Raw genomic sequence first — 26,306 nt, forward strand, 5'->3', positions numbered from 1 at the left:
AAGAGTCATATATTAAGCTTTGCAAGAAAGCTACGAATAACGGGCGCGATATCCTCACGCTGTAGCGCGAGATCTATTGTTGCGTTCACGAAGCCCGCCTTGTCGCCGCAATCGTGGCGCACCCCGTCGAAGGTGAAGGCGTGGAAGGGTTGCGTGCCGATCATGGAGGCCATGGCGTCGGTCAGTTGAATCTCGCCGCCCGCACCGACGCCCTGCGTCTTCAAGATGTCCATCACCTGCGGCTGCAGGATGTAGCGACCCGGCAGCATCAGGTTGGAGGGGGCATCAGCCGGATCGGGTTTTTCCACGAGGCCCCTGACTTCGGTCAGCGCGCCGTCAGTCTTACCGGGATCGACGATGCCATATTTGCGCGTTTCCTCCCGCGCCACCTCCAACGCGCAAACGATGTTGCCGCCGACCTTTTCATAGGCCGACATCATCTGCGACATGCAGCCGGGTGTGCCGATCAGAAGCTCGTCCGGCAGGATGACGGCGAAGGGTTCATTGCCGACGACGCTGCGTGCGCACCAGACGGCGTGCCCCAGGCCCAGCGGCTCCTGCTGGCGCACATAGGCGATCTGACCAGGTGCAAGCCGCGTCCCCTCCAGTGCCGCCTTGTCCTTCTGACGCGCCTCCATGGTATCCTCCAGCTCGTAGGCCATGTCGAAATGGTCCTCGATGGCGGATTTGCCGCGTCCGGTGACGAACACCAGCTGCTCGATCCCTGCCTCCAGCGCTTCGTCCACGGCATATTGGATCAGCGGTCGGTCGACGATCGGCAGCATTTCCTTGGGAATTGCCTTGGTGGCGGGAAGGAAGCGGGTGCCGAGGCCGGCAACGGGAAAGACTGCGGTACGGACGGGACGAGGAGACGTCATCAAAACCTCTTCAAAAGCCTAAGATAATAAGCACGTTCAGTAGGGGTACGCGCGGGATCGGCGGCGCGTTCCTCGATGATTTCGCGAATTTCCTGCACACGTCGCAGGGCATTTTCATCCGGCAGGTCGACCTCCCCCTGTCCAAAGCCGCGCCCGGGGCGGCCGAGCGGATCGAGGCCGCTGCCGTCTCCGCCCGGCTGCATCTGGCCACCTGCGGCGGCTTGCGCCATGGCCTGTGCGGCGGCCGAGGCCTGCTCCCCCGCCTGCGCCAGCTTGTCGAGCGCCAGCGTTTGCGCGGTGGCGGCAGAGGCAGCATCGCCTGCCGCCAGCGCATCCGCCGCCGCCTGCATGGCTTGCCGTGCTTCGTTAAGCTCTGCCGGGCTCTCCGCGCCTGTTTCCGCGAAGGCGCCCGAAATCTGGTCGAGGGACTCTCCCAGCTCTTGTTGCCGCGTGCCCATCGCCTGCATCGCCTGCGGATCGTCACGGATCATCTGCCGAACCGCCTCCGCAATGGTCTCCTCGCGAAGGGCGGACTGCTGCGATTCGACGTCGCGCAATTGCTGTGCGAGCTCATTTGTCGCCTGCGCGCGTTCCATCGCCTCCGGGTCGGGCGGGCTGCTGCCGAACTGGATCGATTCCATCAGGCCGCGCAGGTTGGAAAGCGCCTGCATCGCCCCCTCTGTATCGCCAGCGGCCAGCCGGTCCTTCAGATCCTGCATCATCGCATCCAGGAACCCTGCGTCCATGCTGGATGCCATCCCGGCCATGGATTGCAACGCCTCTGCCGACGGGGTTTCGCCCGCTGCCATGGCCGCCTCGATCTGGCGCGCGAGATATTCGCCCATGGCGCTTTCCAGCCTTTCGGTCAGTGCGGCGAGTGTCGAATCGTCGGCGGTGCCCGCCTGCTTCATCAACTGTTCCATTGCGGTCCTGAGGTCGTTCATGGCGCGGCTGGTGCCGCCATCCTCCAGGTCGACCGCCGTGTCCCACAGGATCTGGGCGACTTCCGTCCGTGCGGATTTGCGTCTGTCGCGCAGCAGGCGCCACGTCGCCGCCCGCAGCGCGACGAATGTGTCGAGGCGCTGGTCGAACCGTTCGGGCTGCGTCGCGATGCGCGTCAGCCGTCGGACAACCTCCCGGCGGTCGGCGCCCTCCAGCAGATCCTTGCGGACGGCGATGATCTCTGCGGCCACCTCGTCGACGAAGCTGCGTACCGGCAGCGTCAGCAGCATGACGGGGGAGCGGCCAACATTGCCCGCGCCATCCCGCGCCAACAGGGTCAGGCGCGCCTGTTCGCCCGCGCGCGGGTCGGATGTCAGATCCGCGAATAATTGCCCCTCTCCCGGCGCGACGGACATGTTTAGGTCGGTGACCACCGGATCGGCAGCCCCGCCCTCTACCAGCAGCGACAGGGCGGAAAGACCGTGATCATCGGCCAGCCTGTATCCCAGGCGCAGCGCCCCGGACGCGGTTTTGACGGGAGAGCCGTTGAACCTGATATCGGGGACATCGTCCGCCGCCAGTCCCACGTTCAGCGTTGCCAGCGTCCGCCCATGGGCCGCGATACGCCATTGTCCGCCACGCGTCACGGAGGCGGGAAGCGACATGAATTCGCCGGCCGGGTCCACCAGCTGCCACTCCGCTGCCGCGCCCGTCGAGGAGACGTCGATCTGGCTGTCGGTCAGCAATCTCAGCTCGCGCGTCGCGCCGCCCTGCAGGGCAATCTGGCGCACAGGCAGGACAGCATATTCAGGTGGCGTAATTTCCACGCGAAAAGCATAGTCCGTGGCGGGAACCGCATAGGGCGAGAAGGCCGCCGAGAGCCGCTGTGGCGCTGTCCGGTTGGCCGCCAGCAGACCCGCCAGCAAAATCAGGGCCGCCCCGATCAGCGACCATTTCAGATAGGGCGGCAATTGAATGCGCGGCAGGCCGATGCGCGGCTGCCGCGCAAGTGCGTCGCGGCGCGCACGGCGCCATAGCTGTTCCGCAATCCGGTCGGACAGCCCCACCGGTGCGGAGTCTGTAAAACTGACTGTGCCGCGTGGCAGGGCCCCGCCGGTATCGAGGCGCGCCAGCATGACGCTCCGCGCCGGCAGCGGCGTGCGCGCCGCATATCGAATGGCGCCCCCGACCGACCCGACGATCAACGCGCCCACGATAGCCAGACGCATTTCGCCGGGCAGCCAGGAAGCCGCACCGAAAAGGGCGAGTGCGGCGAAACCGATCCACGCCGCGACGATCCATCCCAATTCGGCCGCCAGCCCCCGCTCCAGCCAGATGAGCGCGCCGGCAAGGGGAAGGCGCCTTGCGGCTGCCGGTGACAGTCCCGCAGAGATAGGCCCGTCCCGAGGGGCCTCCGCCGTCATCCGGAGAGCCACTCCGGCAGTTGGTCTTGCCCGATCAGATCCTCGTAACTTGGCCGCTCGCGCACGATCGCCCAGCGGTCGCCGGAGACCATGACTTCGGGTGTCAGCAGGCGGGAATTATAGCTGTTGGCCATGGCCGCACCATAGGCGCCCGCCGTTCGGAACACCATCAGATCGCCGGTGTCGAGCTGGGGCAGCGTCCGTTGCGATGCGAACGTATCGCCCGTCTCGCACACCGGACCGACGACATCGGCGACCATCGGATCGCCCTGCGGCTGGCGTACCGCCTGAATATCGTGCCAGGCATCGTACAGGCTGGGCCGCATCAGGTCGTTCATCGCCGCGTCGATGATCAGGAAATTACGCTCCCGCCCGCCCTTCAGCCGGACGACCCGGCTGACCAATATGCCGGCATTGCCGGCGATCAGCCGACCCGGCTCGAAGGTCAGGCGAACGTTCCAGTCGCGCGTGATGCGTGCGACCATGCCACCATATTCGGCGGGGCTTGGCGGTTCCGGCTGGTCCGACAGATAGGGCACGCCCAGGCCGCCGCCCAGATCGGCGCGGCTGATGTCATGCCCCTCGGCCCGCAGCTGGGCGATCAATTCTCCGACGCGTTCGAACGCCCGCTCCAGCGGCTCAAGGCTGGTCAGCTGGCTGCCGATATGAACGGCCACACCCAGGGCATCGATGCCCGGCAGGGAACGCGCGAGATCGAATGCAGCCGGGGCGGTATCGATGGCGATGCCGAATTTGTTTTCCGCCCGGCCGGTGGAAATCTTCGCATGCGTCATCGCATCGACATCGGGATTCACGCGGAAGACGATGGGCACCACCCGGCCCATTTCCACGGCCACCGAACTCAGTAGCTCAGCCTCTGGCAGGGATTCGACGTTGAACTGGTAAATGCCCGCATCGATTGCGGCGCGCATTTCCTCTGCTGTTTTGCCCACACCGGAAAAGACGATCCGGTCCGCTGGAACGCCTGCGGCCAGCGCACGCTTCAACTCGCCGATAGAGACCACATCGGCGCCCGCGCCCGCCCGCGCGAGCGTGCGAATGACGGCCTGGTTTGGATTCGCCTTCACGGCATAGGCGACCAGCGGATCGGGAAGCGCGCCGAGAGCCGAGGTAAACACCTGATAATGGCGCAGCAGCGTTGCCGTCGAATAGCAGTAGAAGGGGGTGCCCACCTCCGCCGCCAGCGCTTCCAGATTGACGTCTTCGGCGTGAAGGACGCCGTCGCGATAGTGAAAATGGTCCATCAGTTGGGCGGCAGGTCGAACGGATCTTCCGCGCGTTCCTCTGAATTGCGAACGACGTCGTCGATGCGCAGGGGCGCGGCCTGCGGCGGCGGCTCCAGCATCGCCTCCGGCGTCGGGGTCTCTTCTTCACCGAAAGCGGGCGGTGGCGGTCCGCCCTGCGGCCATTGCAGCGGTCCCTGCGATCCGCACGCGGCCAGCGCCAGCACGAGACCAAGCGCCAGACCCGGCGAGAGCGGGAGAGCGAGCCTTTTCATTTCACGTCCTTTCGCGCGTCGACGATGCGGGCACGAACCTGATCCGGCGCGGTGCCGCCAAAGCTGGTACGGCTGGCGACGGAGGCATCCACCGACAGGACATCATATACGCGCTCGTCGATCCGTTCGTCGATTGCGGTCAACACGTCGAGCGGCAGGTCGGCCAGCATGGCGCTGCGCCGCTCCGCCTCCGCAACGGCGCGGCCGGTAATGTGGTGTGCCTGGCGGAAGGGGACGCCTGCCTCTCTCACCAGCCAGTCCGCCAGGTCCGTTGCGGTCGAATGACCCGCGGACGCCGCCGCCTTCATGCGGTCGGTGTCGAAGGCGAGGCCATCCACCATGCCGGTCATCGCGGCCAGCGCCAGTGCCAGCGTGTCATAGGCCTCGAATACGGGGGCCTTATCCTCCTGCATGTCCTTCGAATAGGCCAGCGGCAGGCCCTTCATGACGGTGGCGAGCCGTGTCAGCGCACCCATGAACAGGCCCGCCTTCGCGCGTACCAGCTCTGCCGCGTCGGGGTTGCGCTTTTGCGGCATGATGGAACTGCCGGTGGAATATTCGTCGGGCAGCTTCACGAAGGACCATGGCTGAGACGCCCAGATCACGACCTCCTCCGACAGGCGGGACAGGTGCAGGCCGGCCTGCAGGCAGCAGGTCAGGAATTCCAGGGCGAAATCGCGGTCGCTGACGGCGTCCAGGCTGTTCGCAGTGGGGCGGTCGAAACCCAGCCTTTCCGATGTCATCTGCCTGTCGATCGCGAAGCCCGTGCCCGCCAGCGCCGCCGCCCCCAGCGGCGATTCGTTCAGGCGCGCCCGTGCATCGGCGAAGCGGCCCCGGTCGCGCCGGATCATTTCGACATAGGCCATCAGATGATGGCCAAGCGTCACCGGCTGCGCCGTCTGAAGGTGGGTGAAGCCCGGCATCACGCTGGCTGCGTGCTCCTCCGCGCGCATCAGCAGCGCGCTCTGGAATGCCGTCAGTCCCGCGTCCAGCCGGTCGATGGCGCCCCGGACCCACAGGCGCAGATCGGTCGCGACCTGATCATTGCGCGACCGTGCGGTGTGCAGGCGCCCGGCGGCGTCGCCGATCTTTTCCTTCAGTCGCGCCTCCACATGCATGTGGATATCCTCCAGCGCGAGATCCTCCTCGATCGGGCCGGTTTCCCATTCGGCGGCGATTTCGGCGAGACCGGCGTCAATGGCGGCGGCGTCATCGGCAGAAATGATGTTCTGCGCGGCCAGCATGGCGGCGTGCGCACGGCTGCCCTCAATGTCTTCGCGCCACATACGCTTGTCGACACCGATGGAGGCGTTAATCTCCTGCATGATAGCGGCGGGCCCTGCGGCGAAGCGGCCGCCCCACATTTTGTTGGAGTGATCGGACATGCGGACCCTTGCGTTTCTTTTGGCGTCGGCGCTGCTTGTCACCTCGGCCTGCGATAATCGTGCATCGGATAAGGCTGTGGAGGACAGCTCGCAACCCGCCCCGGCACTGGGGGAGCCCGACTATTCGCATGCAGGCGAGCCCGCGCCCGACGTGACGCTGATGCGGCAGGACGGCGGCCCGCTGGCTTTGGGGGCGTTTCGCGGTACGCCGACGCTGGTCAACCTATGGGCGACATGGTGCGCGCCGTGCGTCGCGGAACTGCCCGCGCTCGACCGGCTGGCGGCGGCGAAGGGCTATGACATGAACGTCGTGGCCGTCAGCCAGGATATTGGCGGATGGGAGAAGATCACGCCCTTTCTGGAGCGGGTGCCCATGGAACATGCCACCGTCCTGGGCGACGAGGACGGGGCGCTGTCGCGCGCCTACGGCGCCGCAGGCCTTCCCTTGACGATCATGTACGATGCGGATGGCCGCGAATTGTGGCGCGTCAACGGTCCACGCGAATGGGATCAGCCTGGTGGCCTGCCCGGGGACACGGCAGATACGGCGAGCGTGCCGGAGGCCGGAAGTGGGAATGAGGTGGAGCAGGCAGGCGCCGATGCCATGGACGCCGAGCTGAAGGCTGAGGGCGTCGCCTGGGTCGCGCGCGGACAGGAACCCGGCTGGATTATCCGCCTGACACCCGGCGAGACGATCGAGGTGGAGGCGGATTATGGCGAGGTCACCGCGACGCTGCCCGCCCCCGATGCCGCGCCATCAGGTCAATTCGCACTGGCCCGCACGACCGGCGGCACGAGCTTCGCGCTGTCGACGACGGAGCAGCCGTGCACCGACGCGATGAGCGGCAGATCCTATCCGCAGACCGTGCAGATGCAGCTGAACGGGAAAACCTATCGCGGGTGCGGTGGTCCGATTTAGGTGATAGGCTGTGAAGCCGCTTCGTCCCCCGGCGACCAATACGGCAATGGCCAATTTCAGGAGAAGCCCGTGTCCTTGAGTAGCCTTCTCATTCCGTCGTTCACCCAGATGCTGAAAGGCTTGTCGAAGTGGCTTCAAACGGGCGCTACCGGTGCGGACGCCGACGCGGACGCGCTGCTGACCAAGCGGCTGGCCGACGATATGTATCCTTTGGCGTCGCAGGTCTTCTTTTCCTGCTTCATGGTGCAGGACGCGATTTTTCGCCTTCGCGGGCAGAAGGTGCCTGATGCGGTGGAGGACATCCGCCGTAAAGCCTGGGGGGCGGGAGAAGAGCCGGTGGCGTTCGCAGATGCGATTCGCCAAATCGAAGACACGATTTCACTGCTCGACTCACTTGCCCCTGATGCGCTCGACCAGGACGCCGATATGCACCTGCGTATCGAACTTCCCAATGGGCTCCTGTTCGAACTGAGCGGCCAGGAGTACGCGCGTGACTGGGCTCTGCCGCAATTCTACTTCCACATATCCATGGCCTATGCGCTGCTGCGGCATCAGGGCATGGAACTGGGCAAGGCAGATTATCTTGCCCACATTCTTCCCTATATGCAGCAAGCGCCCGCAGGGACTGCGTAAGGTCTGGCCGGGCGCCTGCTAAAGCGCCGTGTCTGCTAAAGCGTCGTCTTCCCGATATCTTCCAGCAGTTCCTCGCACATGGTGTGCATGCGCTTGCAATGATCCTTGTCATGGCGGGCACACTCGTCGCGGCATTCTTCCGCAGCTGTCTTCAGCAGCGCCATTGCGGCCTTGATGACCTGTTCATTGGAGCCGGTCCGGCGGGCGGCAACGGTGGAGAACATCGCGGCGATGTCGGAAAGGTCGCTGCATTTGCGGAAACAGGGCCGCATCTCGATGATATGCTCTTCCGCGACGCAGGCGCCGGCGCAGGAGGAGGCGAGCGTGGCCGCCCACATTGCGTGCTTTATGGTTTCAGCCAGTGGGCCGTTCAGATGGTCTTCGACATCGGGGTGGGCGGCGATCATCTTGGCGATGGACATGGAAATCTCCTGGGGTTCGGGTTCGCGCCATGAACGCGCCAGCCCGCCAGGAGTTCGACCCCGTCGATTGATTCGAAAAAATTTCAGGGAAGCGGCTGGAGCGGGCGACCGGGATCGAACCGGCATCACAAGCTTGGAAGGCTGGTGTTCTACCATTGAACTACGCCCGCACGGCGCTGTCACAGACACTTAGCAGACAAATCTGGTGGAGGGGACAGGATTCGAACCTGTGTACGCATACGCGGGCAGATTTACAGTCTGCTGCCTTTAACCACTCGGCCACCCCTCCAACGGGCTTGCCCAGCAAGGTCGCGCTAGATGGCGAACGGGCCTTTGCCTGTCAACAGAACTGCGCTAGCGCCGCGCCTATTATGGCAAAAAGAGGAAGAGCAGGACGCGAGGCGTCCAAGGCAAAGCGCGGCACAGGCGGCATCCGGCTATACGGCCGGCATGCGGTCGAGGCGGCGCTGGACAATCCCAACCGCACGGCACGCAAGCTGTTCGTCACGTCGGAGATCGCGCAGAAATATCATCTGCCAACCGACCTGCCGGTGGAACGCGGAGACGGCGCTGCGCTGGCCCGCATGGTTCCCGGCGACGCCCCGCATCAGGGTCTGGTGCTGGAGGTCGATGCGCTGCCCGTCGTGCATCTGGACCAGTTGCTGGGCGGCAGAAAACCGCTGCTGGTGCTGGACCAGGTGACGGACCCGCACAATGTCGGCGCCATTATCCGGTCGGCAGCGGCGTTCGGCGCGGCGGGCATCATTACGCAGGACCGGCACTCGCCGCCCGAATCGGGCGCCTTGGCGAAGGCGGCGTCGGGGGCGCTGGAGCGGATGCCGTGGTGCCGCGTCACCAACCTCGCCCGCGCGCTGGAGGAGATTGCCGAAGCAGGCTATTGGCGCGTCGGTCTGGCAGGAGAGGCGGAACGGACCCTGTCCGAATCGACACGGGACATGCCGACCTGCCTGGTCCTGGGCGCCGAGGGAGATGGACTGCGGCAGAATGTGGCGGCGCATTGCGACGTGCTGGCGCGCCTGCCGATCAGCGATGCGGTGGAAAGCCTGAACGTCTCCAACGCCGCGGCGGTCGCGCTTTATGCGGTGACGACGCCACCGACACCAGCCATCCGGCGGCTGCGCCCAATAAAATGACCTGAGCGAAAGCAATCTGCCAAAGCCGTTTGGAAAATGGCTGCTTTCGGGTTTTGTGGCGGAGGAAGTGCCTGGCCAGAAAGGCCGCTGGCGTTCCGCCAAGGGCAGACAAGAGAAGGAGAGTGTCCTCTGCCACGCGCCGCGATCCCGAGCGCGCACATGCCTTGTCGCGCCAGAACGTCAGAAAAGTGAAAATATTGACGGCGCATAGGGCAATGAGGATCGAGGATGCCATGGACGGTCCATCGCCCGCTGCGTCTTTCATTCTGATTAAGCAGCTTAGCTAAACGGCGGCCTATCGGCGCAGCAAACGGTGCGCGCCGATAGGCATCGGGAAGTCTGATCAATAGCAGTAGCGCTTGCGATCCTTGTCCTTGCCGACTTCGTGGCCGAGCACCCCGCCGACTGCGGCGCCGAGGATGGTGCCGACCGTCTTGTCGCCGCGGCCTGCCACCTGATTGCCCAGGACGCCGCCGACGACGCCGCCGATCACCGTGCCGGTGTTGACGCCATTCGAGCTGCGGCAGCGGTCGTAGCTGTCATAATAACGGTCGTCGCGCCCATACCAGCCACCGCGGGTGTCCGCGGCCGTGCGGTAATAGACCGGCTGGCGCCGCTGGTCATAGCGATTGTCGTAACGATTTTGGTAGCGGGCGGGGCGATAGTCGCGCCTGTCGCGGCGATCCTCGTTTCGATAGCGGCGGTCCGAATCATGGCCGCGCCGAAAGTCGCGCTTGTCGTAATGGCGTTCGTAGCGGCCGCGGTCGTCATGGTCTCTGGCGGCGGCGGGAATTGCGGTGAAGCTGGTGGCTGCCACGGCGGCGATCAACAGGGATTTCAACATGGGGGGACGCTCCTTCTTACACACCCCTTGGGACTGGCCTTGGGACTGGCCTTGGGATTGGGTGTGACCGCGGGCGGAACAGGGGACCGTTGTTTAAGCCCGCGGCCACGAACCCTGTTTGCGCGTGCCGGGCTGAGACATTGCTGAATGGTGCGTGCAGCCGTTGTTAATCCATGTTCGTCACCTGGGAGATCAGGCGGCGCGTTTGCGGAGGGGACCCTGATCCTCGAACAATTGCGCAAGCTGCTCGACCATGGTCCCGCCCAATTGTTCGGCGTCCATGATGGTAACGGCACGCTCGTAATAACGCGTGACGTCATGACCGATGCCGATGGCGATCAGTTCGACGGGGCTGCGCGTTTCGATCCAGTCGATCACCTGCCGCAAATGCATTTCCAGATAATTGCCGCTGTTGACGGACAGGGTCGAATCATCGACCGGCGCACCGTCGGAAATGACCATCAGGATGCGGCGGTCCTCTGGTCGGCCGATCAGCCGGTTATGCGCCCATAGCAGCGCCTCTCCGTCGATATTCTCCTTCAGTAGCCCCTCGCGCATCATCAGGCCGAGATTCTTGCGCGCGCGCCGCCAGGGGGCATCGGCGGTTTTATAGACGATGTGGCGCAGATCGTTGAGCCGGCCCGGCTGTTCCGGGCGGTCCTCCTTCAGCCATTTTTCCCGCGACGATCCGCCCTTCCACGCGCGCGTCGTAAAGCCGAGGATTTCCGTCTTTACGCCACAGCGTTCCAATGTGCGCGCCAATATGTCGGCGCAAATCGCGGCGATGGATATGGGCCGCCCGCGCATGGAGCCGGAATTGTCGATCAGCAGGGTGACGACCGTGTCGCGGAAATTCGTGTCGCGTTCCACCTTGTAGCTGAGCGACTGGGTGGGATTGGTGATGATGCGCGCCAGCCGCGCAGCATCCAGCAGCCCCTCCTCCTGATCGAAATCCCAGGCGCGGTTCTGCTGCGCCATCAGCTTGCGTTGTAATTTATTGGCCAGCTTTGCAACGACACCCTGCAGGCTGGTCAGCTGTTGATCCAGATAGGAACGCAGACGGGTCAGCTCCTCCGCATCGCACAGTTCGTCGGCGCCCAGCACCTCGTCGAATTCCTGCGTATAGGCGTGATAGTCGAAGGTGGAGGGAAGGTCCGTCCACTGCATGTTGGGACGGAAAGGCTGCATCCCCTCGTCCGCCTCGTCGCCCATCTCCGCCTCGCTGAGGTCGTCGAAATCCATTTCCGCATCCTGCTCGCCCTCCTGGGGTTCGCCGTCGGAATTTTCCGTGCGGGTATCGAGCGCCGAATCCTGGCCGGCGGGATTATCCTCGTCCTCGCCTTCGTCGCCATCGTCCTGATCGGGGTCTTCGCCCTCATCCTCATCGGGTTCGGTGGATTCGGTTTCCTCCTCCTCCTCCGGCCCCTCAAGCTCCAGATCGCGCAGCACGTTGCGGGCAAGGCGTCCGAAAGCCTGCTGGTCGTCGAGGAGCGCGGACAGATCGTCGAGGCGTGCACCAGCGCGCTCCTCTACCCAGTCGCGGACCAGATCGACGCCTGTTCTGGCCTGTTCCGGCACGGCCGCGCCGGTCAGCCGCTCCCGCACGATCAGGCCAACGGCGGTGGCAAGCGGCACCTCATCGAAATCGCGCGCGCGGGTGATCGCGTCGACGCGCGTGCGCGCCGTCACCATCGCGTCCAGATTCTGCGCCGTCCCCGGCATGCCATTGGCACCGATTGCCTCGTAACGGGCAAGTTCAACGGCGTTGAAAACATCGCGTGCGGCGCCGGCGGCCGGCTGTGCCGACATATGCGCGGCGGCATCGTGATAGCGCCGCTTCAGCGCGAAGCTGTCGGCCCAGCCGCGCGCCTCCGCCACTTCCCGCGCCGGCATGCCGCGCGGCGGCTGTGGCACGCGCGCGGCGCTGGCGGAGGATGATGGCTTGTCGGCGGTATAGCTCAGCTCGAATTCGTCCACATGCCCCATGGCGCGCAACGTAGCGGCCAGCGCATGGCGGAAATCCTCGACGGGGGAGTCAGGCTTGCTCATCCCGGATGATGTAGGGGGTGTTGGTGGCAAGGTGAAGCGCTCTTGCCAGATCGGGGACGATGCGCCGCGGCGGCAAACCGGACACACCAGACAAACCGGACAAAGCGGACGAACCGCACACACAGCGCGCGTGCGTGGGTGCGCACAGGGGTGCGGGCGCGCAGGTGGGCGCGTGTACGCGCGTGGGTGCAGGCGGGCGTATCAGGGGACGGGTGGGAGAAGGGCGCGGTCACGGGACCAAATGTGCTGGGCGAAACCCTATTTCGCAAGGAAAACGGACGCTGCCTGGAATCGCCAGCGGTGTCGGTGTGGCGACGTGGCAACAAAGCTGTGCGGTTGCGTGTCCACTTTGTGCGCTTGCCTGTCCGTTCCTGTGCGCTTTGGGTGTGAGACACCCACATGAACAGCGAGAGCATATGGCCGACGTTCGCATTACCGCAGGCGATCTGACATTTCTGGCGCGATTCGAACGCGAGCGGGCGCCGGAGACGTGCCGCTATTTCGAAAGCCTGCTGCCGTACAGAACCCAGTTCATCCACGTCCGCTGGAGCGGTGAAGCATGTTGGGTTCCTCTCGGCGAGGCGACCGTACCCTTCTCCTTCGAGAACGCCACGAGTTATCCGGCGCCGGGCCAGATGATCTTTTACCCCGGCGGTTATAGCGAAACAGAATTGCTGATCGCCTATGGCAGCGTCTGCTTCGCCAGCAAGCTGGGACAATTGGCCGGAAATCATTTTCTGACAGTGGTCGAGGGAATGGAGCGCTTGCCGGACCTCGGCAGACGGACCCTGTGGCGGGGCGCGCAGGATGTGGTGATTGAGCGGGCGTAACGGTGAGTAGCGGGTCACAAGAGCCAGTTCCTCCACATCCGGCAGCGGGCGAAGCGCGCCGGGTCTAGCTGAGTGAGGCGGTGATGGACTTCTCTTTCGACGAGGTGAGGAGATTTTTAGCGCCAAAAATTAACGCTCACGTCTGGAAAGGATACTACGCGGATTTTACATCACGTCCCTGGTATAAAAACATATATGAGTTGGGGTCTCTCTTCAAATAGATAAGCCCCTTCAGGAAAAGGCTCGTCAATCTTCAAAGTAGCGGAGCGACTTGCTGGGTCATACGAGCTAATCTCGATGCGCGCGCCCTCGATCTCGACCGTTTTTGGAAGATCAGCTGCTTTAATCTTTATCCGGGGCTCCGCCAGCCGAAAGACCTCGCCGTTTACGACTACACTCATTTCAAGGGTGAAGCCTTTGGACCGTGCCTGAGCGAGTTTTATTGAAACAGAACTTTCCTCTGGAAACGGGATATTTGTGCGCATGCTGTATCGGGTCGGCTCGATAGGAAGTGGGATCAGGTCGGCGTCTCGGTTAGCGCCGGCCATTATGGCATGATCAACCTGCGAATCACCGTCAGAGTCGATAAGACAGACGCGGCTCAGCATGGCGTTCCGAGGTGCATTTTTGAACACTCCGAAGAGCAAAGATTCGGCGAACGCCTTGTTAGCGAACTCGAATTCGCTTTCTTTGGAGGAAGCACACAACACGCTAGTACCGGACGGCAGTCCAACTGCCGCAGACCCGCCAAGAGCGACGGGCTCAAGCGGCTCGTCGGCCTCAATTGTAACTTTATCGCCAGAGATCGACAGGGTGATTTTCTGCCCGAGGAAGGCTGTCGCCGCCTTTACGATCTGCTGCTGGAGGACAGTGTCGCCCTTTTTCACCCGGACAGAAGAAGCAAGTGCCGCCGTGTCCAGCGGAGGTAAGATACGGTTCCCCAATTCCTGAGCTTCGTAGCCTTTGGCGCCCATCAAGAGGCAGAAACAGGTAGTGGCCAGCAAAGCACGACCAAAGCGGCGCTTCGACATGCTACCCCCGCGCCCTCGATACGATGCTTTCCGGCAAGTCTTCCCCAAACACCCGCTGGTAATATTCGGCGACGATGGGGCGTTCCAGTTCGTCGCATTTGTTTAGGAAGCTGACCCGGAAAGAGAAGCCGAGATTGCCGAATATGCCGGCGTTCTGCGCCCAGGTCAGAACGGTGCGGGGGCTCATCACCGTGGAAATATCGCCGTTCATGAAGCCCTGGCGGGTCATTTCGGCGACCTGCACCATTTTTTCGATGCGGCCCTTGCCCTCGTCGCCCGCGAACATGTCGCCCGCCTTTGCGTGGACGATGTCGATTTCCGTCTTGGCGGGCAGATAGTTCAGCGTCGTGACGATGTTCCAGCGGTCCATCTGGCCCTGGTTGATCTGCTGGGTGCCGTGATAAAGTCCGCTGGTGTCGCCGAGGCCGATGGTGTTCGACGTGGCGAACAGACGGAAAAACGGATTCGGCCGAATGACGCGGTTCTGGTCGAGCAGCGTCAGTTTCCCCTCAACCTCCAGTACGCGCTGAATGACGAACATCACATCGGGGCGGCCGGCGTCATATTCGTCGAATACCAGCGCGGTCGGAGTCTGCAGCGCCCAGGGCAGCAACCCCTCTCGAAATTCCGTCACCTGCTGTCCGTCGCGCAGGACGATGGCGTCCTTTCCGACGAGGTCGATGCGGCTGATGTGCGAATCGAGGTTGATGCGCACGCACGGCCAGTTCAGGCGCGCGGCCACCTGCTCGATATGGGTGGACTTGCCGGTGCCGTGATAGCCCTGGATCATGACGCGGCGGTTGAAGGCGAAGCCTGCCAGGACCGCCATGGTCGTGTCCGGATCGAACACATAATCGGGGTCGAGGTCGGGGACGCGCTCGTCCGCCTGACTGAACGCCGGAATTTTCATGTCGGTGTCGACGCCGAACGTCTGGCGAGCGTCCACCTCTATATCCGGGGCGCTCATGATCGTGGTGTCGCGATGGTCGTCGGGAACGGGCTGGCTGGCCATGGAAATCCTTGAATTCATCTATTGCCGGAACGCGGCGCTGGTTTTCAGCTGCGTATAGGCATCCAGAACCGCCTGCAACCGCGCCTCATGCGACCGGTCGCCGCCATTGGAATCGGGATGATAGCGCCGCACCAGCTCCTTATACCGTGCGCGGATGTCGGCGGCACTGGCGCTTTCGCCCAGATCCATGGCGGAGAGGGCGTTGCGTTCGCCCGCGGTCCAGCGCCCCGCTGCCGCCGCGGATGTGGCAAAGGCATCGCGACCGAAAATGCCCAGCTCGTCGGCGAAGGCGTCGGCATAGGCATTGGCGGCAAAGGCGCGGGTCGCTCGCTCCCACCGGTCGGTAGGGCCGGGAGTATCGCCCTTCCAACTGTAGCCGGCGTTGAATTCACGGACATGTTCCAGGCAGAAATATTGCCAGCGCGGCGGGCCGTCGGTTGCGATGGGGCCGCCCAGCGGGGCGCGGAACTCCCCTTCTTCCTGGCATCCGGGGCGGGCGCAGGCGGTGGGGACATCGCGTGTCACGCGGCCATGAAAGCGTTCGCGGCGTCTGTTGGCTGTTTCCTCACTCACGCAAGGGAATATAGGATCCGAGGCGCCCGCGTTAAGGCCGGGATGACGGCACGCCGCGAAGACGCTAGCTGAAGTCCATGTCCGATCCCGCCTTTCCCGAAACTGCCCCCTCCAACGCATATGAATATAGCGTCGGCGACCTGTCGCGGGCGCTGAAGCGCGCGGTCGAGGAGCAGTTCGGCCATGTCCGCCTGCGCGGCGAAATTTCCGGCTGGAAGGTGCCGGGGTCGGGCCATGCCTATTTCACGCTGAAGGACGAGGATGGCTGCATCGATTCGGTGATGTGGCGCGGACAGCGGACGCGGCTGGATTTCACGCCGGAGGACGGGCTGGAAGTGATCGCGGAGGGCAAGGTCACGACCTATGCCAGCCGTTCCAAATATCAGATCGTCGTCGAACGCATGCGGGTGGCGGGCGCCGGCGCGCTGATGGCGCTCCTCGAAAAGCGCAAGGCCGCGCTGATGGCCGAAGGGCTGTTCGCGGTGGAGCGCAAGCGGCCGGTGCCGTTCCTGCCGACGACCATCGGCATCGTCACGTCGCCTACCGGCGCCGTCATTCGCGATATGCTGCACCGCCTGTCCGACCGGTTTCCGCGCGACGTGCTGCTGTGGCCGGTGAAGGTGCAGGGCGATGGCGCGGCGGAGGAAATCGCGCGCGGCATTGCCGGGCTGAACGCGGCGCAGGGCTTTACGCGGCCCGACCTGATCATCGTGGCGCGGGGCGGCGGCTCCATCGAGGATCTGTGGGCATTCAACGAAGAAGCAGTGGTGCGCGCCATCGCCGCATCCGCCGTGCCAGTGATCAGCGCCGTGGGACATGAAACGGATACGACGCTGTCGGATTTTGCCGCCGATCTGCGCGCGCCGACACCAACTGCGGCAGCGGAGCGGGCGGTGCCGGTCCGGGCCGATCTGCGCGCCGGACTGGCCGAACTGGCTGCGCGCCTGGAGGCGGGTCTGCGCACCGCCGGGCGCACGCGTGCGGAGCGGCTGGCCATGCTGTCCGCGCGCCTGCCGAGGCCAGAGGCATTGCTGGCGGCGCGGCAGCAGCGATTCGACGATCTGTCGGCGCGTCTGCCACTGCCGGGAACCATACTGGACCGGCGGCGGGAGCGATTCGCAGCGGTGTCGGCGCGTCTGCCGCAGGGGCTGGCGAAGGCGGCGGCGGATGCGGAACGGGCGCTGATCGACAAGTCGGCGCCGCTGCGCCCGTCGTTGCTGGCACGTTATCTGGAGCGGCGCGACGACCAGGCCGATGCGCTGTGGCGCTGGTTGCGGCGTGAAGCGGTGCAGGCCCTGCCTGCCGCCCGGCGTGACCTGCAACAACGGACGCAGAGATTTGGGCCGGATCTGGTGCGGGCGAGGCTGGATCGCGCCAGCGACCGGCTGACCCATCTGTCCCGTGTCCTGACCTCGCTGGACCCGCGCGGACCGCTGAAGCGCGGTTTTGCGCTGGTGGAGACGGCGGACGGCGGCGTCATCACCAGCGCGGCGGCGGCAGAGGTGGCAGGGCGTGTGCGCCTGCACTTTGCCGATGCCTCCGTCGATGCGGTGATTGGCGGTGACGGATCGTCTGGTACGGCAAAGACGCCGACGGGGCCAAAGCCTGCAGGCAAAGCGAGTTCCAGTGCGAAGCCAAAGGCAAAGGCGCCTGGCCAGCCGGACTTGTTCTAAATGCGCGCCACCGATGCGATCAGGCGCGGCACGGCGCTGCTGGCGGAGGGCGCGCAGCCCGAAACGGCGCGACTGGACGCGGAATTGCTGGCAGCGCATCTGGCCGGGCGGGAGCGGGGCGCCCTGCTGCTGGACCGCGATGCGACAGTCGATCCGGACAAATATGATGAATTGCTGGCCCGGCGCAGGGAAGGCGAGCCGCTGGCCTATATCGTCGGGCATGCGGAATTCTGGTCGCTGACCCTGAAGGTCGGCCCGGCCACATTAATTCCGCGCGCCGATAGCGAAACGCTGATCGAAGCGGCGCTGGAGGCGTGTTCGACGCCGCCCGGCCGCATCCTCGACCTGGGGACGGGCAGCGGCTGTTTGCTGCTGGCGGCACTGTACGAATTTCCCAACGCAACCGGCCTCGGCATAGATGCGAGCGCCGATGCGCTGTCGGTGGCGCGGGCGAATGCAGCTGCCCTGGACATGGCCATGCGGGCGGAATTCCGACCGGGCGATTGGTGCGCAGGCATCGGGGAGCGCTTCGATCTGATCCTGTGCAATCCGCCCTATGTGGACGCGGCGTCCACACTTGGCCCCGGCGTGCGGGAACATGAACCCGCCAGCGCATTGTTCGCGGAGGATCGCGGCCTTGCCGACTATCGCACCCTGATGCCGCAAGTGGCGAAGGTTCTGTCCGGTCGCGGTCTTGTGATTTTCGAGATCGGCGCGGGGCAGGGCGATGCGGTTCGGGCGCTGGCTGAGGGGGCGGGCCTGCGCTTTTGCGGGGGGCGCAGGGATCTGGGCGGCCACGAGCGTGCATTGACATTCCGTCTGGCGTGACAGGCGCCGGGCAAATCAGGGCTTGGCAAAGCCGCTTGACATGCTATGTCGGGGCTCAGCGGTCGCACATCCCGGGGTGGGGATGGCAACGCAACCGCGACGACCCTCAGACACACACCGGTACCTTTAAACAGTGCCGCTGTCGATGCGTCCCCGTGGCGCGCGCCGTTCGCCCAAAGGGAAGCGGCAAGGTAAGGAAAATACTTACAATATGAGAAATCCACAACAGGGACGCCGTCGCCGTTCAGGTGGCCGTTCGCAAGGTGGCCCGCCACAGAATTTTCAGCGTCAGCGTGGGAATGCCAAGCAGCTGCTGGAAAAATACCAGAATATGGCGCGCGACGCCGCGCAGTCCGGTGAACGGGTACAGGCGGAATATTATCTGCAGTTCGCAGATCATTATTTCCGCGTCGTCGCCGAGATGGAGGCGAAGCGGGGTGACCAGCAGTCGCAGCGCGGCAACAACAATAATCGCGGGCGCAATCGCAACCAGAACGACAATGATGATCGCGATGACCGCGATGACCGCGACGACGACAGCGACGATGACGATGATCGCGACGACGATCGCGGCTCTCGCAATGACCGCCAGCGTGGTAATCGCAACGAGCGCCGTAATGACGGTCGTGACGAAGGTCGCAACGATAATCGGCGGTCAGAGCGCGGCGGTCGCGGGCGTGACAGCGACGACGACGACAATGACAGCGACAATGACGACCGTGACGATGATTCGCGTGATGAGGAGCGCGTCGAGGAGCGTCCCGCGCCGCGTCCCCGGGCGCGCCGTGTAAAGGCGACGCGTGACGAGGAGGGCGGCGACAAGCCCGCCAAGACAGCGAGAAGCGGCAAGGCCGACAAGTCCGCCGACCAGGGTGCCGACGACGCGCAGGGCGATACCGACGCGGCCAGCGCAAAGCCGGTGCGGAAACCTCGCAAGGCCCCCGTCCGTCGTCGCAAGGCCGACGATGCCGGGGACAATGCGCGCGACAAGTCCGAAGACAAGATCGACGCCTCCGTCTCGTTTCTTTAAGCGATAATGACAGGGATATGACGAAGGAATGACGTTTCACAAAAGCGAAACATAAACGTCATTTCTTCGCCATGGACGAAACCTAGGAGCGCCTGAAATCCCGGCGCCGATATGCCGGGCGTTTCAACTGAAGGAAGGCGGCGGTCTGTTGGGCCTGCCGGTCCGATTTCGAAAGTCCGGCCATGATATCGCGCATCTCCCTTTCGGCGCTGCTCGCCACCACCATGATCGCCATGCCTGCCAGCGCGCAGTCCCGCGCGGATGCCGCGCTCGCCAGGATCGAGGCGATGCAGGCGGAGATCGACGCGTTGCGGGCGGAGGTCGAACAATTGCGGGCTGAAAGTGCGGACGACAAAAGTGCCGCCACCGCAACGCAACCGGCGCCTGCCGACGACGCGCAACTGGCGGAAACCCAACGGCCCGTGATCGACGACCAGGGCGCGCGATTGCAGACAGTCAGGGCTGCCGCAAAAGAGGACGCAGACCAGATCATCTGGAAGGGCGCGCCCGTCATTTCCGGCGATGGCTGGAGTTTCAAGCCGCGTGGCCGTCTGCAAGTGGATGTCGGACATGTGGGTGTTCCCGATGCGGCCTATTCCGGTAGCGGCTGGAACACAGACATACGCCGCGCGCGCCTGGGCTTCGAAGGCGTCATCATGTCCGACTTCGGCTATAAGCTGGAGGTCGATTTCGCCAGCAACGAAGTAGAGATGGCGGACGCTTTCCTGTTCTGGGAAGGCAGCGGATTGCAGATCGCCGTGGGCAACACGAAAACCGGCATTAGCCTGGAAGAGGAAGCGAGCACACGCTTCACCAGCTTCCTGGAGCGGGCGGCGTTTACCGACGCCTATGATATCGAACGACGGGTCGGCGTGCGTTTCGATTATTCCGCAGGCGACCTGCTGCTAACCGGAACCGTCCAAGCGGACGACGTCGATGCGCTTCGCGACGGAGGCGACGATCAATGGAGCGTTGCGGGACGCATCGCCTATGCGCCCAGACTGGGCGAGTTCGGCAGGCTGCACGTGGGTGCCAGCGCGCTGCACACCAATTTCGCCAGCGATGCGCAAAACGTCCGCTATCGCCAGCGGGCGAACATGGACAGCGCGCCCGTCCGCCTGGTGGACACCGGCACGTTTGCGGCGAAGGGCGACACGATTTTCGGTCTGGAGGCGGCGGGCATATTCGGACCGCTGCACGTGACGGGCGAGGCAAGCTGGGCGCATGCCAAAGGCGCGGGACAGGCAAAGGGGTTCGGCGGATATGCAGAGGCGGGCTATTTCCTGACCGGCGAAACGCGCGGGTACAAGGACTGGGTGTGGGATCGCACGAAGGTGCTGTCACCGGTAACGGCGGGGGGCATGGGCGCGCTGCAGCTGCTGGGGCGTCTGGATTATATCGACCTGGACGATCAGGATCTGCGCGGCGGAACGCAGACCAGCTATGAAGCCGGCCTGATCTGGATGCCGATCGACTATGTGCGCCTGCTGCTGAACTACAGCCATTTACAGGTGGAGGGCGGCCCGTTTGGCGCTCTCGTCGATCCGATTGACGGCGAATATGGCGCCGACGTTTTCGCCATGAGGGCCGAAATCGATTTTTAATTCGATCCCGTGCTGGTTCTGTCGAGAAAAAAGGTCGCCAGATGCCCGCCAGAGCGCGCGGCTAGAGGTCCTGCCAGCCTTCGGGTTCGTGGCGGCTGGATTCGTCGGCGGCGGCCTGATCGTGGCCGCCATCGCTGGACATGAAGATCAGGCCCATCAGGCCCGCCGCCAGCAGTAGCGACAGCACTACCGCCAGGGTGACGGCGATGATCACGTGAATGGGAAGCGCCTCCCCCTCCTTCGCGATCCATTCTAGCGCGCCCCAGGTCAGGGCGACGCCCAGCACGCCTGCGGCGCCGAACAGCCAGCCGAAGCGGCGCTTTGCGGTGATGTTTGCCATGACTTCCCATTTGGTGAATTTTGCGCGATGCTCAAGTCCCTGAAGCTTTGAGGGAGGCAGCAGATGAACATCGGATCCATTGTCGAGGGACGCCGTGACGTAATTTCCGCACGCCCGGATCAACCCGTGGCGGAGGTGATAGGGATCCTGGTTCAACATCGCATCGGCGCGGTCCTGATCATGGACGGCGACCGGATCGAGGGAATCCTGTCGGAACGGGATGTGGTGCGCTGCATCGGCGAACGGGGGGAAAGCATCCTGTCCGAACCCGCCCGCGCAATCATGACCGCCGACGTCATCACCGCCGCGCCAAAGGATTCGATTGCCGCCGCCATGGCATCCATGACCCGCCGCCGCATTCGCCACCTGCCCGTTCTGGACGGCGGGCGCCTGGTGGGCATCGTGTCCATCGGCGACCTGGTCAAACACAGGATCGAGGAGGCGGAACGGGAGGCCTCGGCGCTTAAGGATTATATTCAGCACGCATAGGCGATAAGGGGCGCATCGCAGCGCACCGGCGAGTCGGTGCGCATCGCCCTGGAGTATGAATGTCCCGCCCGTGCATTACACCTGTCGGTCGTGCGTGCCGTTTCGCGACCGCAGGCAACCCGTCATCGGACCGACGGGAAAATGAAGGATCCGGCGCGTGTCGCTAGGCGTCCGCGCCCTTATCGGTTCCGGCTGGCTGGCGATCGGCACGCTGATGAGCCGCTTTGTCGGGATATTCAGCACCGTCATTCTGGCGCGCCTGCTGACGCCTGCCGATTTCGGCCTGCTGGCGCTGATGGTGTCGATCAATGAAATCGTCACCCTGCTGTTTGCCTTTGGCCCCGGCAATTATCTGATCCGGCAGAAGGAGATCGACGAGCGCAATTATCACACGGCGTTCACCTTCAATATTGGCAGAACCACGATCATTGCCGCGATGATCGTGGCGATCGCGGCACCGGCGGCGGCGTTCCTGGACAATCCGAAGATAGAGCCGGTGCTGTATGTCGGTGCCATCGGCGCGTTCGTGTCCGGCCTGACCAATCCGGGCATGTTCATGTACAGCAAGATGATGAACTTCGCCCCGCAGGCGAAGCTGAACTTTCTTGCCAGCCTGGTTTCCATCGGCGTCACCCTGTCCCTGGCGTTTCTGTGGCGGGATTATTGGGCGCTGGTCATCGGTTCGGTGATGCAGCCAATATCTTATACGGCGATGAGCTATGCGGCGCACAGGTTCCGGCCGCGCCTGTCCCTGCACAATATGCGCGACATGTTCGGGTTCAGCATGTGGGTCACCATAGGCAACGGGCTGTTTACATTAGGCAGCAAGCTGGACGCGTTCGTCCTGCAGAAGATGACGAACACGACAAATGTCGGCCTGTTTTCCACCGCCAAGGATTTCTGCGCGGCCCCCACCATGATGCTGATGAATATCGCCAATCAGGTGGTCTATTCGACGCTGTCCGCGGTTGGCGACGATAAAGTCCGGGAAAAATTCATCTATCTGGAGATCGTCGGCTTTCTGTTCCTGCTGATCGCCCCGGTGCTGGTCGGCCTGTCCATGACCGCGCCAGAGGTGATTACGATCCTGTATGGCGAAAAATGGCTGGCCATGATTCCCATCGTCGCGACATTGCCGCTGCTGCAGACGTTTCAGCTGATCTCCAACAATGTCGTTTCAACCGTCATGAAGGACGGGCGGACGAAGCTGTTGCTGTACCGGGGCATCAGCTATGCCGTGATCCGCATTCCCGCCTTCGCGTTCGGCGCCTATCAGGCCGGATTGGCGGGCGCGTTGATCGGCTATGTCGCGGCGGGCGTTATGTTGACCGTGATCGACCTGTATTTCGTTCGCAAGGTCCTGCCGATCACGGCGGCGGATTATATCAGCCGCCTGTGGCGCCCGGTGCTGGCCCTTGTCGTCATGTATCTTGGCGGTGAAGTTCTACGGCCCAGTATGGATGCCTGGGGCGTCGACAGCGATGGAGCGCGCCTTGCGATCATCGTTGGGTGGGGGGTGATCGCCTATCCCACAGTAATGCTGCTCTCCTGGCTCGCCGCTGGCAGGCCCTTTGGCGCGGAACAGCGCGTCTTGAATGTTGTAGGGAAATCGAGCCGCCGGTTTCGACGAGGATTAGCTCGCTTCAAAACGATCAAGGGATCGACCTGATGTCTGCAGGCCGCAATGAGCGCCGGGTCGGCGGGCCGCGGAATTTGTGGATCTATGCCACTTTCTTTCCGCCCTCCACGGCCGCAGGGGCCTTTCGCCCCTATTCGTTCGCAAAATTCGCCCCTCGCAATGGCTGGCGGACGACGGTCCTGACGATCGACCCCGACACGACCGGCATTGGGCAATCGCCGCTGCCGCCCGCCGAGGATTGCCAACTCATCCAAAAACAGCCGATCCACTCGCGAAGGCTCTGGCGTTTGGAACATGCGATAGACGGGGGGTTCTCGCAGGTAAGGGCATTTCTCGCAGCGGGAGCGGACAAGCGCGTCGAGCGGCCCGACGCAATATTGGCGACAGGGCCATCCTTCGCGAGTTTTCCGGCGGCGGTGGCTTCGGCTTTTAGGCACCGCGTCCCTCTGATCCTCGACTATCGGGATGAGTGGACCGAGTGTCCATTCGATTTTGTCACCGCAGGCCGGTACGGGCGTCAGATTGAAAAATTCTGCCTCTCGCGCGCAGACCGCGTTTTATTCACCACCCGTTCCATGCGCGATCACGCCTTGACCGTGTTCGGCAATCAGCTTGCGCAAAAGAGTCTTGTCCTGCCGAATGGTGTCGACATTTCGCCGGCAGAAAGTACGGCGCCCGGTCCGGGGGATGAAAGCACTATCCGCGTTGCCTTCATCGGTAATCTGGCAGCGCATACGTCGCCTGACGGTTTCCTCGAAAAGCTCGCCGCAACCGCCAGCGCTCAAGACGAGCAGATGGACCGCCTCTCTGTAAGCTTCATTGGTCCTAAAGACCCTGCTATTGCGAAAAAACTGGCGGACTTTCCGGTCCCTTCGCTCGTGAACGACGTGGCGCCGGTTCCGAAGTCAGAGGTTCCCGCGCTACTCTCCGCTGCTCATGTCTTGATCCTGTTCGCCGACAAGCGCCTGGAGAGATATATCCCGTCTAAACTGTTCGATTATCTCGCAGCGCGCCGCCCGATAGCAATCTGGGGTTCAGACGGTGAGGCTGGCAGGATCGTTAGAACGTTAAAAGTAGGGGACGTGGTGAACTCAATCGAAGAGTTGCTGCGTCTCGCCGATCGCGGATTTCATCCCGACGAAGAGAAACTCGCCGCCTTTCTAAAGGAACACCGACGAGACAATATTGCCGATCAGCTTTTCGGGATTCTCGATTCCCTGACACCTGAATCAGGTACCTGAGCCGCACCCAAAATAGCGGCTTCCCGCTCCGCCACGGCGTCCAGGGCGTATTTCTCTTTCACGACGTGCCAGGCTTGTTCGGCCATTTGGGTTCGGCCTGCGGGATCGGCGGCGAGGCTGGCGATGGCCTCTGCGAAGGCCTGGGGCGTGTCGGCGACCCGTAAATCGCGGCCGTCGGTTGCGTCGATGCCCTCGACGCCCTTGGCGGTCGACACGACGGGACGGCCTAGCGTGAACGCTTCCAGGATTTTCAGACGGGTGCCGGAACCCTGCCGCAGCGGCACGATGACGATGTCGGCGGGGGCGTAGGCGTCCTCTATGCGATCGACTTCCCCCAGGAAATTCACCTCCGCATGCGGCTGGCACAGGGCAGCCAGCCTGCCATTGTCGTGCCGTCCCGCGATATCCACGACGAAATCCAGCGGCGGCGTCAGTTTGCGCAGGGCAGGCAGAATGTCGGAAATGAACCAGCGGACCGCGTCGCGATTGGGCTCATAGCTTAACAGGCCGATGAACAGCAGCCGGACGGGCTTACCGGGCATGTCCGCCGCGCCCGCCAGTGGCAGCGGATCGCGCAGCGGCACCGCATTCGGAACGATGTCGGGCCGTTTGGCGGAGGGCGCCAGCCGGTGAACCGCGTCGGCGTCGTTGGCCGAACATAGAATGACTGCCGACCATTGCCGCAACAGCCGCGTTTCCAGATCCCGCACGCGCCGGGTATGGACGTGATCGACCAGCTTCGTCAGCGGCCCCTCCTGCCGGCGGCGGCGCGCATTGTCGCGAAACTCAGACGCGAAATCGTCGAAATCGGCCACTTTCCTGCCGAAGGGAGCATCGGCGCTTCTTTCGACCTGTTCGATCCAGGCGGCACCGGCCAGCTTGAACCCAAAGGCGAGATCGTGCCCGCCGCCGCCAATACGCGCCGCCGCCGCGGCGGATTCTTCGGGATCGAGCGAATGCAGCTCTGCCGGGCCAAGGTCGAACAGCGCGGTCTTCAGCTTTCGCAGGCGGCTGGTATCGGCAACGAAGCTGCGCCAGCGGTCCAGTTCCGCCCGCCTGGGTTCAATGGTGACGCTGGCCACCAGATGCCGCAGCGGCGGCGGGATCTCTTCGCCCGGATCGGCGATCAGACAGACAAGGTCGACCGGCCCCAATTGCGCCAGCGCGCGCAGGTGCAGCGCCGCCCGCTGCGACGCGCCAGAGCGGGCATCGTTCGGCATGGTCGGGGTCACGAAAAGAATGCGGATCGCCTTACGTCCCTGCAATGAACTTCATCTGTGCCGCGCCTATGCGCGATGCCGTTAAAAGATTCATACGGAATCTTGCCATTGCACCGCCGTGTACGCGGCGATTCCGGTATCATGGACGGCATTCGGACACGAGCGGCGGCTGGCTGCGCCCTGTTCTATGCGTTGTTATTGCGCGTCGACCTTGTGGCCGATCAGCAATCCCTTCTCCAGATCCAGATAATCGAAGCGGATGCCGGGATGTTCCCGCCGCCATCTGTCCGCAATTGCCCGCTCGCCCCAGCGATTGGCGTCGTCCAGCAGGATGACGCCACCGGGGGACAGCGCGGCAAATGTCGACTCCGCGCCACCACGCGTCTGTTCGTGATTCAGAACGGGCGGGCCGTCGATGACGATCAGGTCGATGCCGGGCTGAAAGGGCGGATGATCGTACCATCGACCCGGCCAGCCGAGCGGGTCGGCATCTTTCAGCGCCACGACGTCGACCCGGTGGGAATATCCCAGCCGCGCCGCGCGCCGCTCAACGACGCCCGCGAAGTGGGCATCATTATCAAAGCTGGTCAGGTGCCCCGTGCGGTTCAGCTCGATACAGCGCAGCAG

At 63.8% G+C, this 26,306-nt stretch carries 26 protein-coding genes and 2 tRNA genes (1 of these 28 only partly in view); 11 read left to right on the plus strand and 17 right to left on the minus strand.

Going from position 1 to position 26,306, the window contains the following annotated elements; translation table 11 throughout:
• Positions 1-5: 5 nt before the first annotated feature.
• From galU to argH, 5 genes are read right to left on the minus strand one after another with little or no spacing between them, the layout of a single operon-like run.
• Entirely contained in the window at positions 6-878 is an 873-nt protein-coding gene (gene galU, locus ACSMXM_RS15220; protein WP_460317275.1) for a UTP--glucose-1-phosphate uridylyltransferase GalU, read from the minus strand.
• Positions 878-3,244, minus strand: coding sequence for a DUF4175 family protein (locus ACSMXM_RS15225; RefSeq protein WP_460317276.1), 2,367 nt, complete (start codon positions 3,242-3,244; stop codon positions 878-880). The genes galU and ACSMXM_RS15225 overlap by 1 nt, the downstream gene beginning before the upstream one ends.
• Positions 3,241-4,509 carry a diaminopimelate decarboxylase gene (lysA, locus tag ACSMXM_RS15230; protein ID WP_460317277.1) on the minus strand — a complete coding sequence of 423 codons (1,269 nt, stop codon included), beginning with the start codon at positions 4,507-4,509 and terminating at the stop codon, positions 3,241-3,243. Before lysA ends, ACSMXM_RS15225 begins: the two co-directional genes overlap by 4 nt.
• Positions 4,509-4,763 carry a hypothetical protein gene (locus ACSMXM_RS15235; protein ID WP_460317278.1) on the minus strand — a complete coding sequence of 85 codons (255 nt, stop codon included), beginning with the start codon at positions 4,761-4,763 and terminating at the stop codon, positions 4,509-4,511. The genes lysA and ACSMXM_RS15235 overlap by 1 nt, the downstream gene beginning before the upstream one ends.
• Positions 4,760-6,127, minus strand: coding sequence for an argininosuccinate lyase (gene argH, locus ACSMXM_RS15240; RefSeq protein ID WP_460317622.1), 1,368 nt, complete (start codon positions 6,125-6,127; stop codon positions 4,760-4,762). The genes ACSMXM_RS15235 and argH overlap by 4 nt, the downstream gene beginning before the upstream one ends.
• A 19-nt stretch (positions 6,128-6,146) precedes the next feature.
• Here argH and ACSMXM_RS15245 point away from each other — a divergent pair, with 19 nt between their 5' ends.
• Positions 6,147-7,067, plus strand: a complete 921-nt coding sequence (locus ACSMXM_RS15245) for a redoxin family protein (protein ID WP_460317279.1) — start codon at positions 6,147-6,149, stop codon at positions 7,065-7,067.
• 69 nt (positions 7,068-7,136) lie between these two features.
• A complete protein-coding gene (locus ACSMXM_RS15250) occupies positions 7,137-7,700 on the plus strand; it encodes a DUF1993 family protein (RefSeq protein WP_460317280.1) in 564 nt (187 codons plus the stop codon).
• A 35-nt stretch (positions 7,701-7,735) separates the two neighbouring features.
• Here the strand turns inward: ACSMXM_RS15250 and ACSMXM_RS15255 are convergent, their stop codons facing one another.
• From ACSMXM_RS15255 to ACSMXM_RS15265, 3 genes are all read right to left on the minus strand, one after another.
• Entirely contained in the window at positions 7,736-8,122 is a 387-nt protein-coding gene (locus ACSMXM_RS15255; RefSeq protein ID WP_460317281.1) for a four-helix bundle copper-binding protein, read from the minus strand.
• A gap of 96 nt (positions 8,123-8,218) precedes the next feature.
• A tRNA-Gly gene (locus ACSMXM_RS15260) sits at positions 8,219-8,292 on the minus strand.
• Between the two features lie 33 nt (positions 8,293-8,325).
• Positions 8,326-8,411 (minus strand) — tRNA-Tyr (locus tag ACSMXM_RS15265).
• Between the two features lie 82 nt (positions 8,412-8,493).
• Here ACSMXM_RS15265 and rlmB point away from each other — a divergent pair.
• Positions 8,494-9,276 carry a 23S rRNA (guanosine(2251)-2'-O)-methyltransferase RlmB gene (rlmB, locus tag ACSMXM_RS15270; protein ID WP_460317282.1) on the plus strand — a complete coding sequence of 261 codons (783 nt, stop codon included), beginning with the start codon at positions 8,494-8,496 and terminating at the stop codon, positions 9,274-9,276.
• Here the strand turns inward: rlmB and ACSMXM_RS15275 are convergent.
• From ACSMXM_RS15275 to cobT, 3 genes are all read right to left on the minus strand, one after another.
• Positions 9,167-9,541, minus strand: a complete 375-nt coding sequence (locus tag ACSMXM_RS15275; RefSeq protein ID WP_460317283.1) for a DUF1294 domain-containing protein — start codon at positions 9,539-9,541, stop codon at positions 9,167-9,169. The genes rlmB and ACSMXM_RS15275 overlap by 110 nt on opposite strands.
• Before the next feature lie 78 nt (positions 9,542-9,619).
• Positions 9,620-10,120: a glycine zipper 2TM domain-containing protein gene (locus ACSMXM_RS15280; protein WP_460317285.1), complete on the minus strand. Its 501-nt coding sequence runs from the start codon at positions 10,118-10,120 to the stop codon at positions 9,620-9,622.
• 192 nt (positions 10,121-10,312) lie between these two features.
• Complete coding sequence (gene cobT / locus ACSMXM_RS15285; protein ID WP_460317286.1) at positions 10,313-12,169, minus strand: cobaltochelatase subunit CobT; 1,857 nt, start codon at positions 12,167-12,169, stop codon at positions 10,313-10,315.
• A 416-nt stretch (positions 12,170-12,585) separates the two neighbouring features.
• Here cobT and ACSMXM_RS15290 point away from each other — a divergent pair, with 416 nt between their 5' ends.
• A complete protein-coding gene (locus tag ACSMXM_RS15290; protein WP_460317287.1) occupies positions 12,586-12,999 on the plus strand; it encodes a DUF3830 family protein in 414 nt (137 codons plus the stop codon).
• Between the two features lie 170 nt (positions 13,000-13,169).
• Here ACSMXM_RS15290 and ACSMXM_RS15295 read toward each other — a convergent pair whose 3' ends face one another.
• Genes ACSMXM_RS15295 through ACSMXM_RS15305 form a run of 3 tightly spaced genes read right to left on the minus strand, consistent with a single transcriptional unit; the run spans position 13,170 to position 15,615 of the window.
• Positions 13,170-14,030 (minus strand): hypothetical protein, encoded by an 861-nt coding sequence (locus ACSMXM_RS15295; protein WP_460317288.1) that lies wholly within the window; start codon positions 14,028-14,030, stop codon positions 13,170-13,172.
• Between the two features lies 1 nt (position 14,031).
• Positions 14,032-15,042: a cobaltochelatase subunit CobS gene (gene cobS / locus ACSMXM_RS15300; protein WP_460317289.1), complete on the minus strand. Its 1,011-nt coding sequence runs from the start codon at positions 15,040-15,042 to the stop codon at positions 14,032-14,034.
• 18 nt (positions 15,043-15,060) lie between these two features.
• Positions 15,061-15,615 carry a J domain-containing protein gene (locus ACSMXM_RS15305; protein WP_460317290.1) on the minus strand — a complete coding sequence of 185 codons (555 nt, stop codon included), beginning with the start codon at positions 15,613-15,615 and terminating at the stop codon, positions 15,061-15,063.
• A gap of 77 nt (positions 15,616-15,692) precedes the next feature.
• Between ACSMXM_RS15305 and xseA the strand changes: the two genes are divergently transcribed.
• The 4 genes from xseA to ACSMXM_RS15325 all read left to right on the plus strand — a co-directional run bounded on the left by xseA (position 15,693) and on the right by ACSMXM_RS15325 (position 20,750).
• Positions 15,693-17,288, plus strand: a complete 1,596-nt coding sequence (xseA, locus tag ACSMXM_RS15310; protein ID WP_460317291.1) for an exodeoxyribonuclease VII large subunit — start codon at positions 15,693-15,695, stop codon at positions 17,286-17,288.
• On the plus strand, positions 17,289-18,116 hold the full coding sequence (prmC, locus tag ACSMXM_RS15315; protein ID WP_460317292.1) for a peptide chain release factor N(5)-glutamine methyltransferase: 828 nt from the start codon (positions 17,289-17,291) through the stop codon (positions 18,114-18,116). It abuts the gene before it with no gap.
• Positions 18,117-18,327: 211 nt separating this feature from the next.
• The gene (locus ACSMXM_RS15320; protein ID WP_460317293.1) at positions 18,328-19,146 is read left to right on the plus strand and encodes a DUF4167 domain-containing protein; all 819 of its coding nucleotides are present in this window, start codon (positions 18,328-18,330) and stop codon (positions 19,144-19,146) included.
• 182 nt (positions 19,147-19,328) lie between these two features.
• Positions 19,329-20,750: a porin gene (locus ACSMXM_RS15325; RefSeq protein WP_460317294.1), complete on the plus strand. Its 1,422-nt coding sequence runs from the start codon at positions 19,329-19,331 to the stop codon at positions 20,748-20,750.
• A gap of 61 nt (positions 20,751-20,811) precedes the next feature.
• Here ACSMXM_RS15325 and ACSMXM_RS15330 read toward each other — a convergent pair whose 3' ends face one another.
• Entirely contained in the window at positions 20,812-21,090 is a 279-nt protein-coding gene (locus tag ACSMXM_RS15330; RefSeq protein WP_460317296.1) for a hypothetical protein, read from the minus strand.
• A gap of 63 nt (positions 21,091-21,153) precedes the next feature.
• Here ACSMXM_RS15330 and ACSMXM_RS15335 point away from each other — a divergent pair, with 63 nt between their 5' ends.
• The 3 genes from ACSMXM_RS15335 to ACSMXM_RS15345 all read left to right on the plus strand — a co-directional run bounded on the left by ACSMXM_RS15335 (position 21,154) and on the right by ACSMXM_RS15345 (position 24,459).
• A complete protein-coding gene (locus ACSMXM_RS15335; protein ID WP_460317297.1) occupies positions 21,154-21,579 on the plus strand; it encodes a CBS domain-containing protein in 426 nt (141 codons plus the stop codon).
• Between the two features lie 157 nt (positions 21,580-21,736).
• Positions 21,737-23,248 (plus strand): lipopolysaccharide biosynthesis protein, encoded by a 1,512-nt coding sequence (locus ACSMXM_RS15340; protein WP_460317298.1) that lies wholly within the window; start codon positions 21,737-21,739, stop codon positions 23,246-23,248.
• Entirely contained in the window at positions 23,248-24,459 is a 1,212-nt protein-coding gene (locus tag ACSMXM_RS15345; protein ID WP_460317300.1) for a glycosyltransferase family 4 protein, read from the plus strand. Before ACSMXM_RS15340 ends, ACSMXM_RS15345 begins: the two co-directional genes overlap by 1 nt.
• Here ACSMXM_RS15345 and ACSMXM_RS15350 read toward each other — a convergent pair.
• Together ACSMXM_RS15350 and ACSMXM_RS15355 are read right to left on the minus strand one after the other, a co-directional pair.
• Entirely contained in the window at positions 24,411-25,691 is a 1,281-nt protein-coding gene (locus ACSMXM_RS15350) for a glycosyltransferase family 4 protein (RefSeq protein WP_460317301.1), read from the minus strand. The genes ACSMXM_RS15345 and ACSMXM_RS15350 overlap by 49 nt on opposite strands.
• Positions 25,692-25,874: 183 nt before the next feature.
• Positions 25,875-26,306, minus strand: the 3' portion of a protein-coding gene (locus tag ACSMXM_RS15355) for an O-methyltransferase (protein ID WP_460317302.1). 318 nt of this gene lie beyond the right edge of the window; 432 of the gene's 750 nt are visible here — the last part of the coding sequence; its start codon lies off the right edge, out of view; the stop codon is at positions 25,875-25,877.

Source organism: Pacificimonas sp. ICDLI1SI03, from assembly GCF_054740865.1.

What these genes read in the sequence shown, in the direction of transcription:
- galU (WP_460317275.1), bottom strand. Translation starts at nt 878, where the DNA reads ATGACGTCTCCTCGTCCCGTCCGTACCGCAGTCTTTCCCGTTGCCGGC.
- ACSMXM_RS15225 (WP_460317276.1), bottom strand. Translation starts at nt 3,244, where the DNA reads ATGACGGCGGAGGCCCCTCGGGACGGGCCTATCTCTGCGGGACTGTCA.
- lysA (WP_460317277.1), bottom strand. Translation starts at nt 4,509, where the DNA reads ATGGACCATTTTCACTATCGCGACGGCGTCCTTCACGCCGAAGACGTC.
- ACSMXM_RS15235 (WP_460317278.1), bottom strand. Translation starts at nt 4,763, where the DNA reads ATGAAAAGGCTCGCTCTCCCGCTCTCGCCGGGTCTGGCGCTTGGTCTC.
- argH (WP_460317622.1), bottom strand. Translation starts at nt 6,127, where the DNA reads ATGTGGGGCGGCCGCTTCGCCGCAGGGCCCGCCGCTATCATGCAGGAG.
- ACSMXM_RS15245 (WP_460317279.1), top strand. Translation starts at nt 6,147, where the DNA reads ATGCGGACCCTTGCGTTTCTTTTGGCGTCGGCGCTGCTTGTCACCTCG.
- ACSMXM_RS15255 (WP_460317281.1), bottom strand. Translation starts at nt 8,122, where the DNA reads ATGTCCATCGCCAAGATGATCGCCGCCCACCCCGATGTCGAAGACCAT.
- rlmB (WP_460317282.1), top strand. Translation starts at nt 8,494, where the DNA reads ATGGCAAAAAGAGGAAGAGCAGGACGCGAGGCGTCCAAGGCAAAGCGC.
- ACSMXM_RS15275 (WP_460317283.1), bottom strand. Translation starts at nt 9,541, where the DNA reads ATGAAAGACGCAGCGGGCGATGGACCGTCCATGGCATCCTCGATCCTC.
- ACSMXM_RS15280 (WP_460317285.1), bottom strand. Translation starts at nt 10,120, where the DNA reads ATGTTGAAATCCCTGTTGATCGCCGCCGTGGCAGCCACCAGCTTCACC.
- cobT (WP_460317286.1), bottom strand. Translation starts at nt 12,169, where the DNA reads ATGAGCAAGCCTGACTCCCCCGTCGAGGATTTCCGCCATGCGCTGGCC.
- ACSMXM_RS15290 (WP_460317287.1), top strand. Translation starts at nt 12,586, where the DNA reads ATGGCCGACGTTCGCATTACCGCAGGCGATCTGACATTTCTGGCGCGA.
- ACSMXM_RS15295 (WP_460317288.1), bottom strand. Translation starts at nt 14,030, where the DNA reads ATGTCGAAGCGCCGCTTTGGTCGTGCTTTGCTGGCCACTACCTGTTTC.
- cobS (WP_460317289.1), bottom strand. Translation starts at nt 15,042, where the DNA reads ATGGCCAGCCAGCCCGTTCCCGACGACCATCGCGACACCACGATCATG.
- xseA (WP_460317291.1), top strand. Translation starts at nt 15,693, where the DNA reads ATGTCCGATCCCGCCTTTCCCGAAACTGCCCCCTCCAACGCATATGAA.
- prmC (WP_460317292.1), top strand. Translation starts at nt 17,289, where the DNA reads ATGCGCGCCACCGATGCGATCAGGCGCGGCACGGCGCTGCTGGCGGAG.
- ACSMXM_RS15320 (WP_460317293.1), top strand. Translation starts at nt 18,328, where the DNA reads ATGAGAAATCCACAACAGGGACGCCGTCGCCGTTCAGGTGGCCGTTCG.
- ACSMXM_RS15325 (WP_460317294.1), top strand. Translation starts at nt 19,329, where the DNA reads ATGATATCGCGCATCTCCCTTTCGGCGCTGCTCGCCACCACCATGATC.
- ACSMXM_RS15330 (WP_460317296.1), bottom strand. Translation starts at nt 21,090, where the DNA reads ATGGCAAACATCACCGCAAAGCGCCGCTTCGGCTGGCTGTTCGGCGCC.
- ACSMXM_RS15335 (WP_460317297.1), top strand. Translation starts at nt 21,154, where the DNA reads ATGAACATCGGATCCATTGTCGAGGGACGCCGTGACGTAATTTCCGCA.
- ACSMXM_RS15345 (WP_460317300.1), top strand. Translation starts at nt 23,248, where the DNA reads ATGTCTGCAGGCCGCAATGAGCGCCGGGTCGGCGGGCCGCGGAATTTG.